This window comes from Neisseria sicca (assembly GCF_014054945.1).
Lineage (GTDB): Bacteria > Pseudomonadota > Gammaproteobacteria > Burkholderiales > Neisseriaceae > Neisseria > Neisseria sicca.
On sequence record NZ_CP059566.1, the window covers coordinates 2,135,776 to 2,149,484 of the forward strand.

Annotated in this window: 7 protein-coding genes; 6 read left to right on the top strand and 1 reads right to left on the bottom strand. The window is 52.5% G+C overall.

Annotated elements, in window-relative coordinates; genetic code table 11:
* Position 1: 1 nt before the first annotated feature.
* Positions 2-502 carry a hypothetical protein gene (locus tag H3L95_RS10220; RefSeq protein ID WP_003759852.1) on the bottom strand — a complete coding sequence of 167 codons (501 nt, stop codon included), beginning with the start codon at positions 500-502 and terminating at the stop codon, positions 2-4.
* Positions 503-858: 356 nt separating this feature from the next.
* On the opposite strand from H3L95_RS10220, the gene polA reads away from it, so the two are divergent.
* From polA to H3L95_RS10250, 6 genes are all read left to right on the top strand, one after another.
* On the top strand, positions 859-3,648 hold the full coding sequence (gene polA / locus H3L95_RS10225) for a DNA polymerase I (protein ID WP_040668787.1): 2,790 nt from the start codon (positions 859-861) through the stop codon (positions 3,646-3,648).
* A gap of 45 nt (positions 3,649-3,693) precedes the next feature.
* The gene (locus H3L95_RS13905; protein ID WP_259345815.1) at positions 3,694-6,144 is read left to right on the top strand and encodes a tetratricopeptide repeat protein; all 2,451 of its coding nucleotides are present in this window, start codon (positions 3,694-3,696) and stop codon (positions 6,142-6,144) included.
* Positions 6,145-6,678: 534 nt separating this feature from the next.
* Entirely contained in the window at positions 6,679-7,524 is an 846-nt protein-coding gene (locus tag H3L95_RS10235) for a mechanosensitive ion channel family protein (RefSeq protein WP_003761028.1), read from the top strand.
* Positions 7,525-7,707: 183 nt separating this feature from the next.
* The gene (locus tag H3L95_RS10240; RefSeq protein WP_003761027.1) at positions 7,708-8,193 is read left to right on the top strand and encodes a hypothetical protein; all 486 of its coding nucleotides are present in this window, start codon (positions 7,708-7,710) and stop codon (positions 8,191-8,193) included.
* A 469-nt stretch (positions 8,194-8,662) separates the two neighbouring features.
* Positions 8,663-9,157 (top strand): GlcG/HbpS family heme-binding protein, encoded by a 495-nt coding sequence (locus H3L95_RS10245; protein WP_040668993.1) that lies wholly within the window; start codon positions 8,663-8,665, stop codon positions 9,155-9,157.
* Positions 9,158-9,497: 340 nt separating this feature from the next.
* Complete coding sequence (locus H3L95_RS10250; RefSeq protein ID WP_003761020.1) at positions 9,498-13,706, top strand: translocation/assembly module TamB domain-containing protein; 4,209 nt, start codon at positions 9,498-9,500, stop codon at positions 13,704-13,706.
* Positions 13,707-13,709: the final 3 nt, after the last annotated feature.

The window sequence follows — 13,709 nt, forward strand, 5'->3', positions numbered from 1 at the left end:
CTCAAACCTCGCCCGCCTGTTGCACAATCTTCGCCAGTTTCAAAGTATTTTCAAGCTGTTGCAGAACGGTATCGTCGTATGCCGCGCCTTTGCCGGTTACGGCGAGCTGCAAGATGCTGTCGGTCAGGCGGACGATGCGCCACATCAATTCGCGTTCGTATTTTTTCAAACTGTCGAGGTCGGCTTCTTCGGGCAAATCGGCGGCGAGCGTCGCACCCAAGTCGGGCAGCTGCTCAAACAATCGCGCCACGATATGCGAATGCACCCCCGCCTGCTTTTCCGCGTGCAGCACGTCATGTTTCGCCGCTTGGAAAAACTGCTCCTGCGCCGTCAGCGCGGAGCCGTAATCCCGCGTCTGCGTATGCGCCAAACGCGCCTGCTTGAGCAGCTCGCGGATTTTTTCAGACGGCGTATTTGCGCCTTCAATTTTTAATTCGGCAATAAAATCAGCGTCTTCCTGAGTAATTCGCACGCTGACTGGGATACGGTTTGTCGCATTCATATTCGTTTGATTTGGTTTGTATTCATTTGTATGCAAATATACAAGATGAAATGACAAGGCGCAATATTTGAAATGGTTTATTTTTGTAAACCCTAGGGGCTGTCGACATTTAATTTTCCAAGTGGATTTTTGTTCACAAAGCGGAAGATTCAAGGCGGAAACCGCAACAAGGTTGGACACCTTGTGAGGATTTCCAACGCGGAAGATACCGCTTTGGGGATAAAAAGACACGGAAACTATTGAATGTTGACAGCCCCTGGTACACGCTGAAACACATTTGCAGACACATGGGGAGAACCGAGCTTTTCCTTTATAATCCATCCATCTATTTTTTACTTACTTCAAGCAGGTTCACCATGTCCAAACCCACCCTTCTCCTCGTCGACGGCTCTTCTTATCTTTACCGCGCTTATCACGCGATGGCGCAGTTGTCCGCGCCTGACGGTGCGCCTACGGGTGCGCTTTACGGCGTGTTGAACATGTTGCGCCGGCTGCGGGCGGATTATGTTCATGATTATTGCGCGGTGGTGTTTGATGCGAAGGGCAAGAATTTCCGCCACGAGATGTTCCCCGACTACAAGGCGACGCGCCCGCCGATGCCGGACGATTTGCGCCCGCAGGCAGAAGCCTTGCCGGATTTGGTGCGGTTGATGGGCTGGCCGGTGCTGGTGATTCCGCAAGTCGAAGCGGACGACGTTATCGGCACGCTGGCGGCGATGGCCGGTGAAGCGGGTTGGAATGTGGTGGTATCCACTGGCGATAAGGACATGGCGCAGTTGGTGAACGAGCGCGTGACGCTGGTAAACACGATGAGCGGCGAAACGCTGGACATTGAAGGAGTGAAGGAAAAATTCGGCGTGCGCCCCGACCAAATCCGAGATTATCTCGCGCTGATGGGCGACAAGGTGGACAATGTGCCGGGCGTGGAGAAGTGCGGTCCGAAAACGGCGGTGAAGTGGCTGGAAGCCTACGGCTCGCTGGCCGGTGTGATGGAACACGCTGGCGAAGTCAAAGGCAAGGTTGGCGAAAACCTGCAAGCCGCGCTGCCCCAACTGCCGCTTTCGTATGATTTGGTAACGATTAAAACCGATGTGGACTTGCACGCCGAGCTTTCAGACGGCCTCGAAAGCCTGCGCCGCACTTCGCCGAAATGGGCGCAGCTGGTTGTCGATTTCAAACGCTGGGGCTTCCGCACTTGGCTGAAAGAGGCGGAAAGCCGTATGCACGAAGCACAAAACACAGATTTATTTGGCAGCGAGCATATCGGCGAACAAGCCGCATTGGCGATGGAAACACAGCCTGAAAAACAACCCGAACTCGCCCCAGCCCCTGAAAAACTGGATTATCAAGCCGTTACCACCGAAGCGCAGTTTGCCGCTTTGTTGGACAAACTGTCGCGGGCGGACACCATCGGCATCGATACGGAAACCACGTCCCTAGACGCGATGAACGCCGCGTTGGTCGGCATCAGCATCGCATTCCAAGCAGGCGAAGCGGTTTACATCCCCGTAGGACACAGCCTGACTGCTGCGCCCGAACAGCTTGATTTACAAGACGTATTAGGTCGTCTGAAACCGCATTTGGAAAACCCCGCCCTGAAAAAAATCGGGCAAAACCTCAAATACGACCAACATGTTTTCGCCAACTACGGCATCGCCCTGAACGGCATCGCCGGCGATGCCATGCTCGCTTCCTACATCATCGAGAGCCATCTCGGACACGGCTTGGACGAATTGTCCGAACGCTGGCTGGGCTTGGAAACCATTACCTACGAATCACTGTGCGGCAAAGGCGCGAAGCAGATCGGTTTTGCCGACGTCGCCATCGAGCAGGCGACCGAATATGCCGCCCAAGACGCCGATTTCGCCCTGCGCCTCGAAGCGCACCTGCGCGCGCAAATGGACGCCAAACAGCTTGAAATGTATGAAAAAATGGAGCTTCCCGTCGCTCAAGTATTGTTTGAAATGGAACGCAACGGCGTACAAATCGACCGCGCCGAACTCGCCCGCCAAAGCGCAGAACTCGGCGCAGAGCTGATGAAGCTCGAACAAGAAGCCTACGCCGTCGCAGGCCAACCGTTCAACCTCAACTCGCCCAAACAGCTTCAAGAAATCCTGTTCGACAAAATGGGCATCCCCACCAAAGGCCTGAAAAAAACCGCAAAAGGCGGCATTTCCACCAACGAAGCCGTGCTCGAACAGCTCGCGCCCGACTACCCCCTGCCAAAAATCATCCTGCAAAACCGCAGCCTGGCGAAACTCAAATCCACCTACACCGACAAACTGCCCGAAATGATTTCCCCCAAAGACGGCCGCGTGCATACCACCTACGCCCAAGCCGTCGCCATTACCGGCCGCCTCGCCAGCAACAACCCCAACCTGCAAAACATCCCCATCCGCACCGCCGAAGGCCGCCGCGTGCGCCGCGCCTTCACCGCACCGCAAGGCAGCGTCATCGTTTCTGCCGACTATTCCCAAATCGAGCTGCGCATTATGGCGCACCTCTCCGGCGACAAAACCCTCATCGCCGCGTTCCAAAACGGCGAAGACGTACACCGCCGCACCGCCGCCGAAGTATTCGGCATCGCCCCTGAAAACGTCTCGTCTGAACAACGCCGCTACGCCAAAACCATCAACTTCGGCCTCATTTACGGCATGGGCCAATACGGCCTCGCCAAATCGCTGGGCATAGACAACCTGTCCGCCAAAACCTTCATCGACCGCTACTTCGCCCGCTACCCCGGCGTCGCCGAATACATGCAGCGCACCAAAGAACAAGCCGCCGCCCAAGGCTTCGTCGAAACCCTGTTCGGCCGCCGCCTCTACCTGCCCGACATCCGCAACAAAAACGCCAACGCCCGCGCCGGAGCCGAACGCGCCGCCATCAACGCCCCCATGCAAGGCACCGCGTCCGACCTCATCAAACGCGCCATGATAGACGTGTCCCGCTGGCTGGTTTCAGACGACCTGAAGAGCAAACTGATTATGCAGGTGCATGACGAACTGGTGTTGGAAGTCCCCGAAGCCGAACTGGATTTAGTGAAAGAAAAACTGCCGCAGATTATGGCGAAAGTGGACGAAGGGATGTTGAACGTGCCGCTGGTGGCTGAGGTTGGTGTGGGGATGAATTGGGAAGAGGCGCATTGAGATGGTATGGTATTTAACAGATTGTTTTGAAAAAGGGATAAAGTAATGAATGTTCTAGATTTAATTAAAGAGGGTGTAGCGTTATTTAAGAACAAAAAATTTGACGAAGCGATTGAGAAGCTGAATCAGGCTTTAGATGAAATTAAAGATAAAGATAGCCAAATTCAAGAGCAAAACTATATTCAGTTTTATCTTGGCTGTTGCTATTTTGAACAGGCGCTAAAAGCCAAAGGCAAAGAGCCGGAACAGTTATTTGAGCATGCCGTTGAGCATTTCCAACAGCAATTGAGGCTTGCCGAACAGCTGGAAGACAAGCAAAACAGTATTGAACAACAAGTCTATGCCCAATCTTGGCTTGGTCGTTGCTATTTAGAGCAGGCGATGAAAGCCGAAGGCAAGGAAGCGGCTAAGTTGTTTGAGCGGGTAGTTGAGCATTTCCAACAGCAATTGAGGCTTGCCAAACAGCTGGAAGATAAGCAAAACAGTCTTCAAGAACAAAACAATGCCCAATATTGGCTTGGCCGTTGCTATTTAGAGCAGGCGATGAAAGCCGAAGGCAAGGAAGCGGCTAAGTTGTTTGAGCGGGTAGTTGAGCATTTCCAACAGCAATTGAGGCTTGCCGAACAGCTGGAAGACAAGCAAAACAGTATTCAAGAACAAATCTATGCCCAAAATTGGCTTGCCCGCTGCTATTTCGAGCAGGCGAAGAAAGCCAAAGGCAAAGAGTCGGAACAGTTATTTGGACAGGCAGTTAAACACCACCAACAACAATTGAGTCTTGCCGCACAGCTGGAAGACAAGCAAGACAGCCTTCAAGAACAAATCAATGCCCAATCTTGGCTTGGCGGTTGCTATTTAGAGCAGGTGAAGAAAGCCAAAGGCAAAGAGCCGGAACAGTTATTTGAGCATGCCGTTGAGCATTTCCAACAGCAATTGAGGCTTGCCGAACAGCTGGAAGACAAGCAAAACAGTATTCAAGAACAAATCTATGCCCAAAATTGGCTTGCCCGCTGCTATTTCGAGCAGGCGAAGAAAGCCAAAGGCAAAGAGTCGGAACAGTTATTTGGACAGGCAGTTAAACACCACCAACAGCAATTGAGGCTTGCCGAACAGCTGGAAGACAAGCAAAACAGCCTTCAAGAACAAATCAATGCCCAATCTTGGCTTGGCGGTTGCTATTTAGAGCAGGCGAAGAAAGCCAAAGGCAAAGAGTCGGAACAGTTATTTGAGCATGCCGTTGAGCATTTCCAACAGCAATTGAGGCTTGCCGAACAGCTGGAAGACAAGCAAAACAGCCTTCAAAAACAAAACAATGCACAATCTTGGTTAGGCCGTTGTTATTTCAAACAAGCCATAATTCAAAAAAAATGGGAAAGATATTTTGAATGGAAAAAACGGAAAATACAGGGAGATTTATTTGAAACTAAAAAAGGAGATTTAATAAACGCAATTTCTACCATTCTGGCGGTTTTAAATATCCCACCTATTGAATTGGGATCAATTCCACTTGCACATTACACTTCGCCTTTAGTATGCGAAAAATTATTTGGCATCATCAGTGATAAAACCGATGATAAAGCCAATGATAACGATCCTGTTGACAGTAGTAAGGTTAGTCCAATGAGAATTGGTAGCTCCACTTATATGAATGACCCGACCGAAGGAGAAGGGCTGCTGGAGTTGCTGAATCTGCAGGATTTGGAATTGGAAAACAAGGCAGATTGCCCTGCCTATAATGCTTTCTTTACCTGTTTCTCCAGCCGCGTAAACGATTTGAATCAGTTCCGTTTGTATGGCAAAGAAAACGGCGTGGAAGCATCGGGTTGCTGCTTGGTATTTAATAAAAGCGGGGATTGGTTGAAAGAGCCTGATGTTTCTTCTTCGTTCAAAAGTTTTACAAATAAACAGAATGAAGGTTTCAAAGAACCAATAGAGGCAGATGTAGCGGGTTCGGAAGATGAAAACCTGCCGCTTTATCAGGTAGCTTATATCGCTTATTCCGATGAATATATTGCTAAGGAAAAATGCACAATATGGCTACCCGATGCAAGAAGACCAAAATTCGGTATTCGATTAAAGCCTGTTGGGAAAAATCTAAAATGGCATAAGTTCCGTATTAAGGAGCTCAAAGCAGCGTTGTGGAAGTTAATGAACCTATCTAAGATAAAAGATGAAGACAAAAAAGCTTTGGAATATATCCGCTATCTGTTTAAAGATTTTGCTTTCCGTGACGAGGAAGAATTCCGCCTGCTGAAAATCGAACAAATCGGTTCGGACAAAATCGAATATTGCAAAACCACAAAATCCGTCTATCTGCCTTATGCCGATATACGCGATATTGTGGATGAAGTGATTTTGGGGACGAATTACGAAAAGAGCGGAAAAGAGCGCAAGGCGGAAGTATTTCAGCACTTTATGCGGAAGCATTATCCAAAAGTTAAAGTGTCCCGCTCGTCGCTGCCGATTAATGCCAATCCGCCGATTAAAAAGGATTAGCCAGCAGTAGGTCGGATACTTGTATCCGACAAAATCCTACCATCTAAAAAGCCGTCAGATTCGAGAATCTGACCTACTGAAACCTGGCATCGGATGTAGGATGTGTGCGGTACGCACGCATGCGGTTGTTGAACCCCAAAACCCATCCAAGGTCGTCTGAAAAACCCGTTACAGAGTTTTTCAGCCAGCCGTAGGTCGGATACTTGTATCCGACAAAAGCCTGCTATCCCAAAAGCCGTCAGATTCGAGAATCTGACCTACTGAAACTGGGCATCGGGTGTAGGGTGTGTGCGGTACGCACGCGGTGCTTGCAACCCAAAACCCATCCAAGGTCGTCTGAAAAACCCGTTACAGAGTTTTTCAGACGACCTTTATTCTTCCCGCCGACAGGCATACAATCACGGGCTCGGTCCCCTTTATGGATTCAATACGGTCCAGATACGCGGTTTAAGGTCGTCTGAAAAGATAGACAGGCTTGCCGCAAAACCCATAATATCCAGATTTCCAACCATCCTTTAACCAGAAATAAAAATCATGAATTTCGATCTTGAAAACCTCTCTTCATTCTCAGGCTGGGAACGTCTTGCCGAAACCGGCATGGCATTCGGTACCAACCTCGTTGCTGCTCTGGCAATTTTCTTTGTCGGCAGATGGATTGCCGCCCGCCTCGTTATCCTGATGAAAGCTGCGCTGACCCGCGCCAAAGTGGACAGAACGCTCGTCAGCTTCCTCGGCAATGTGGCTAATGTCGGCCTGTTAATCCTGATCATCATTGCCGCGCTGGGCAAGCTGGGCATTCCGACCACGTCGGTTACCGCCTTAATCGGCGGCGCGGGTTTGGCGGTGGCTTTGTCGCTGAAAGACCAACTGTCGAACTTTGCCGCCGGCGCGCTGATTATTCTGTTCCGTCCGTTTAAAGTCGGCGACTACATCAAGGTTAACGGCTTTGAAGGCACGGTGAGCGAAATTAAAATGGTGCAGACTGCGCTGAGTACGCCGGACAACGAAGAAATCATCCTGCCCAACAGCGTCGTCATGAGCAACAGTATCGTGAATCGTTCTTCCATGCCGCTGTGCCGCGTGCAGGTGGTGGTCGGCGTGGATTACGCCTGTGATTTGAAGGCCGCCAAAGCCGCCGTTTTGAAAGCCGCCACCGAGCATCCTTTGTGCGTACAGACCCAAGGCAAAGAGGCAGTAACATATATTACCAACTTGGCCGACAGTGCCATCGAAATCACGCTTTGGGCGTGGACGAACGAAGCCGATTTGGGTGCGTTCCGCTTCGGATTGAACGAGCAGGTGGTGGAAAATCTGCGCGCCGCCAATATCAATATTCCTTTCCCGCAGCGCGATGTGCATATCATCCAACAACAGGGGTAAGGGTAAGTTTCGGATTGACGAATCCGACCTGCTGAAACCGCGGGCATACGGTGTTTGAATCCAAAGCCCATCTGAGGTCGTCTGAAAACCTGTCTTATGGTTTTCAGACGACCTTTTTATATTCTTTCCGTTTCCTGTATTATTCATATTGATTTGAACACTCTTTCTTGAAAGGTATAAATAATGTCGCTCACTTTAAAATCTGTTCTGACCGCCGGTTTGCTCCTTCTTGGATTCCAAGCCGCTGCCCAAGATATTCCGCAAGCGTTTCAAGGCAAATGGGCCGGGCATTATGAAGGGAAGGTATCGCCCAAACATATAAGGGCTTTATGTGCCATGGGTTATGATGAAAACGCTGCTATGGATAATGTCTATGTGTCGGAAGATAGCGGCTTTTATATTGAAATAGGTAAAAAATCAATTGAATTAAATGGTTGGGAATGGGGCGCGAAATATACGAAACTGAATTATCGAATTTATTCGCCCGATAAAATCGCAGGTACGGCACGCGTTCGGGAAGAGGAGCCGGAGCAAGGTACGCAGATTTATAACGATAATTTTGAGTTTTCTTTAAACCGAGGCGTGCTGACGCAAAGATTCCGTGATTACTCGACGGATGGCTCAGGCAAAAAAGTTTGGCGGACGCGGACGATGATGCGTTGCAAATAATGCTGGGCAAACCGTAGCCGGCCGCAGGTTGGAGGCTTGTATCCGACAACAGCCGCTGTCATCTCAAATAGCCGTCGGATTCGAGAATCCTACCTACGGCAAAACCGTAGCAAGAGAGAATAGAAACCCGTAGCGTGGGCTTTGCCCACGAATCAAACTCAAAATTTCAGATGACCTCTTTTACCCAACATTATCGTGGGCAAAGCCCACGCTACAATGTATACCGACTACTGACAGTATTGAATGATTACTTTGCCGAAAACGGTATCCGAACGGCTTGATTTGAGTTTTGGTATTTTTGCCCGACGGGGTCAAAAATACAGTTGCTGCTGAAACTACCAAACCGAAACCCATCCGAGGTCGTCTGAAAACCTGTCTTATGGTTTTCAGACGACCTTTATTGTTCCCGCCGACAGGCATACAATCAAAAGTGCAGTACCTTTCATTGATTCAATACAAGGAGACAGTTATGCGCGGCATAAAATCAGTTGCATTGTTGTGTACTTTGGCATTGGGTGCGCCGGCGTTTTCGGCGGGTTTGGCCAAAACGCTGCCGGGCGATTTGACGACGGCTCAGGCGCAGGCGGTGGTGCAGGCTTCGATGAAAAAGGCGCGTGAAATCAAGGTGCCGATGAATATCGCGGTCATGGACGCAGGCGGTAATTTGAAGGCGTTTGCGCGTATGGACGATGCGTTTATCGGCAGTATCGATATTGCGCAGAAAAAGGCGAAAACGGCGCGTTATTTCAATATGTCCACCCGCGATTTGGGCAAGGCTTCGCAGCCGGGCGGCGAGCTTTACGGTATTGAGGTGACCAACGACGGCTTGGTGATTTTTGCCGGCGGTGTGCTGCTGGTGGATAAAAACGGCGTTATCGTCGGCAGTGTCGGCGTGAGCGGCGGCTCGGTCGATGAAGACGAAAGCGTCGCGAAAGCAGGTGCGGCGGTATTGTCGGGCAGGTAAGCCGCAGCTTGAGGCAAAACCCGACGTATTTCTTTTCATTGATTTGCGTTGGGTTATTGAAATACGCAGAGGTCGTCTGAAAATGCGGGGCTAAACTCCCGCAGTCTTTTCAGACGACCTTTTTGCATTTGTTGACATTTTTACCGCTTCGGGCATGACGTTCGGGCATATGGGGTCGTCTGAAACCTGAAATGCTGTCTTTCCCAAGCACAATTCGCTGCAATGGGATATGATTATCCTTTTTCAGAAGGCTTGTCCTGATATGGGGTCGTCTGAAAAGCCGATTCCGTCGGGTGCGGCGGAGTTCTGAGAAGCCGTTAAGTCATACAAGAAAGCCAAGATGTCCGAAACAGCAGTCCAAGAAGCCCAAGAAACGCCAAACAGTGTGCCTACGTCGTCTGAAACACAATCCACCCCGCCCAAGCGCAAGAGACGCTGGTTGCGGGGTCTGTTGCTGGCGTTGGTTGTGCTGGTGTGCGCGCTGGCGGGCTTTATCGGCTGGCTGGTGGGGACGGAATCGGGTTTGCGTTTCGGTTTGTACAAGATTCCGTCGTGGTTTGGCGTGAAGATTGCGTCGGAAACGCTGGAAGGTACGCTGGTCAAGGGTTTTCACGGCGATAAATGGATGATTGAAACGGATGGGGCGGATGTGAAAATCAGCGCGTTCCGTTTTGATTGGAAGCCGTCCGAGCTGTTTCAGCGCAGCCTGCATATTACTGAAATTGTGGCGGGCGATATTGCGGTCGTGCCGAAGCCGACGCCACCGAAAGAGAAAAAGCCGTCCAAAGGGCTGCCTGAGAGCATTGATTTGCCTGTGTTGGTGTTTATCGACCGTTTTGAGACGGGCAGGCTCAGTGTGGGCAAAAATTTTGACAAGCAGACGGCCTATCTCGACCATCTGAATGCGGCATACCATTACGATCAGAAAGAACACCGTTTGGATTTGAAAACCCTCGATACGCCGTGGAGCAATTCGACGGGTTCGGCGGTGGTCGGGCTGGAGAAGCCGTTTGCGCTCAATACGACGATTCAGACGAAGGGCGAGCTGGAAGGCGAGACGATAGAGGGTAAAGCGCGCCTGTGGGGCAGCTTGCAGGACGTGCAGACCGAAATTCTGCTGGACGGCGACGATGTGCATTTGTCGGCGAAATCGACGGTGCATCCGTTTGCAGCTTCGCTGGATAAGATGATCGGCGAGGTACTGGTCAAGGGTTTCAATATCAATCCGACTGCTTTCCTGCCGTCGCTGCCTAAGGCAAACCTGACATTTGACGCGACCGTCGTGCCTTCGTTTACGCACGGTATCGCGCTGGATGGCTCGCTCGACTTGGAAAACAAGGCGGCAGGTTTTGCCGATGCAAAATCCATTCCGGTGCGCAACATTCTGGCGGACTTCACGATTAACGACAACGGCGTGGTGACTATCCAAGAGTCTGAAATCGGGCTGTTGGAGGAAGGTTCGTTCAATGTCGCCGGTACGGTCGATACGGTGAAAAACGCGCTGGCGCTCAAGATTAATGTGAACAACCTCGTTTCAGACGACCTCGTCCACACCAATGTTGCCGGTCAGTGGAACGGTTTTATCGGCGTCAAAGGCGAAACCGCCTCGCCCGCTATCGACTGGAATCTTGAAAGCGGCAGCGCGCAACTCTCCGGCCTGTTGTCCTTCGTTACCGACAGACAACACGGTCAACGCACCCTCAAACTCGACCGCGTCCGCATTGCCCCGCAAAACGGCGGCGAACTGACGGCGCAAGGTTCGCTCGAACTCTTCAAAGACCGCCTGCTCAAGCTCGACGTTTCCAGCAAGGCGTTCAATCCGTCCCGCCTCGACTCAAAACTGCCCGCCGGCAGCGTCAACGGCACCATCAATCTTTCAGGCGAACTGGCGAAAGAAAAATTCGCCGGCAAAATGCAGTTTGCGCCGAGTACGTTAAACAACGTCCCCCTCAGCGGCAAAGCCGACGTCGTTTACGAATCCGGACACCTCCCGCGCGCGCTGACCGACCTGCGTTTGGGCAACAATATCGTTAAAACCAACGGCAGCTTCGGCAAAAAAGGCGACCGTCTCAACATCGACATCACCGCCCCCGACCTTTCCCGTTTCGGTTTCGGACTGGGCGGGCTGCTCAATACGCGCGGCTACATTTCAGGCGACCTCAAGGGCGGGCTGAAAACCTACGAAGCCGACCTCTCCGGCGAAGCGCGCGCGCTGCGTGTCGGCGATGCCGTCAATATCCGTATGCTTGACTTCAAACTCAAAGGCACGCCCGACATCAACCGTCCGCTTGCCGCCGACATCAAAGGCAGCCACATCGCCCTTTCCGGCGGCGCGACCGTCGTCGATGCGGTCAACCTGTCCCTCAACGGCACGGGTGCGCAACACCGCATACACGGCAGCAGCAGCATGGCGTTGGACGGCAAACCTTACAAACTCGAAGTCAACGCGGCGGGCGGTCTGAACAAAGACTTCAATCAGTGGAAAGGCAGCGTGGACACGCTCGACATCGGCGGCGCGTTCAACCTCAAACTGCAAAACCGCATGAACCTCGAAGCAGGCGCGGAGCGCGTTTCCATGAGCGCGGCGCGCTGGAGCGTGATGGGCGGCAGCCTCAACCTGCAAAACTTCGTTTGGGACAAAAAAACCGGCATCACCAGCAAAGGCAGTGCGCAAGGCCTGCACATCACCGAGTTGCAAAACTTCGTCAAAATCCCCGTCGAACACAACTTGGTACTCGGCGGCGATTGGGATTTGGCGTACAGCCAAAATGCCCGCGGCTACCTCAACATCAACCGCCAAAGCGGCGACATCATCCTGCCGAACAAAGACCCGAAAAAACAGATGCCCTTGGGTTTGAGCGCGCTCGCCCTGCGCACCCGTTTCCAAAACGGCCGCATCGACAGCACGCTTGAAGGCAATACCCGCTTCGGCAGCGTCAACGCCGATTTGGGCATCAGCCAGCAGTTCGGCAACAAAATCGCCAACGCGCCGGTGAGCGGCAAAATCAACCTCAACGTCCCCGACTTGGGCGCAATCAAAACCTTCCTGCCCGCTACCGCGCAAGGCATTACAGGTCGTCTGAACGCCGCCGCCACCATAGGCGGGCGCGTCGGTTCGCCCACCATCGCCGCCACCTTGAACGGTACCAGCAACTACGGCACAGCCGAAGGTACGGTCAACATCGGACAGGGCGCCAGCATGGACACCGCGCCTTTGAGCGGCAAACTCAACCTCAACGTCGCCGACCTCGAAGTCTTCCGCAACTTCCTGCCCGTCGGACAAACCGTCAAAGGTCGTCTGAATGCCGCCGTCAGCCTTGGCGGACGCGTCGGCGATCCCCAGCTTTCCGGTACGCTCAACGGCGAAAACCTCTACTACCGCAACCAAACCCAAGGCCTCATCCTCGACAACGGCGTTTTACGTTCCCATTTGCAGGGACAACGCTGGATTATCGACAGCCTCAAGTTCCACAAAGGCGGTACGCTCGAGCTGAAAGGCTCCGTCAACCTTGCCAACGCCGATCCGGATGTTGACGTAGATGTCGTTTTCGACAAATACGACACCCTCTCCCGTCCGAACCGCCGCCTGCGCCTCTCCGGCAGCGCGAAAGTGCAATACAACCAGGCCAGAGGCTTCATCCTCAACGGTACGTTGGGCAGTGATTACGGTATGTTCGGTTCGCAAAAATCCTCCATGCCCTCGTTGGACGACGATGTCGTCGTGTTGGGCGAAGAGAAAAAACAAACCGCCGCCGTGACGCCCATCAGCCTCAACCTGACGCTCAACCTCAACGACAACATCCGTTTCGTCGGTTATGGTGCAGACATCACCATAGGCGGCAAGCTGACCATCACTTCTCGCCCGGGTGAAGCCATCCAAGGCGTCGGTACGGTTAAAGTTGTTAAAGGTCGTTACAAAGCCTACGGACAAGACCTCGACATCACCAAAGGTACGGTTTCTTTCGTCGGCCCGCTCAACAATCCCAACTTGAACATCCGCGCCGAACGCCGCCTTTCCCCCGTCGGTGCGGGCGTCGAAGTCCTCGGCAGCCTCTCCAATCCGCGCGTAACCCTCGTTGCCAAAGAGGCGATGAGCGAAAAAGACAAGCTCTCCTGGCTTATCCTCAACCGCGCCAGCAGCGGCAGCGACGGCGACAATGCCGCCCTTTCCGCAGCGGCAGGCGCGCTCCTTGCCGGACAAGTCAACGACAGGCTCGGACTGGTGGACGATTTGGGCATCACCAGCCAACGCAGCCGCAACGCCCAAACCGGCGAACTCAACCCCGCCGAACAAGTGCTGACCGTCGGCAAGCAGTTCACCAACAACCTCTACGCAGGTTACGAATACGGTCTTTCCAGTGCCGAACAGTCGGTCAAGCTCGTGTACCAGCTCACCCGCGCCATACAAGCCGTTGCCCGCGTCGGCAGCCGTTCATACGGCGGCGAGTTGAAATACACCATCCGTTTCGACAGGCTCTTCCGTTCGGATTACGAAAACGACCGCAAAATCGAAGAAGCAGAAAAACAGAAAGCCGAGCAAACGCAATAACGC

Coding starts and splice junctions, on each gene's coding strand:
- H3L95_RS10220 (WP_003759852.1), bottom strand. CDS start 502: ATGAATGCGACAAACCGTATCCCAGTCAGCGTGCGAATTACTCAGGAA.
- polA (WP_040668787.1), top strand. CDS start 859: ATGTCCAAACCCACCCTTCTCCTCGTCGACGGCTCTTCTTATCTTTAC.
- H3L95_RS13905 (WP_259345815.1), top strand. CDS start 3,694: ATGAATGTTCTAGATTTAATTAAAGAGGGTGTAGCGTTATTTAAGAAC.
- H3L95_RS10235 (WP_003761028.1), top strand. CDS start 6,679: ATGAATTTCGATCTTGAAAACCTCTCTTCATTCTCAGGCTGGGAACGT.
- H3L95_RS10240 (WP_003761027.1), top strand. CDS start 7,708: ATGTCGCTCACTTTAAAATCTGTTCTGACCGCCGGTTTGCTCCTTCTT.
- H3L95_RS10245 (WP_040668993.1), top strand. CDS start 8,663: ATGCGCGGCATAAAATCAGTTGCATTGTTGTGTACTTTGGCATTGGGT.
- H3L95_RS10250 (WP_003761020.1), top strand. CDS start 9,498: ATGTCCGAAACAGCAGTCCAAGAAGCCCAAGAAACGCCAAACAGTGTG.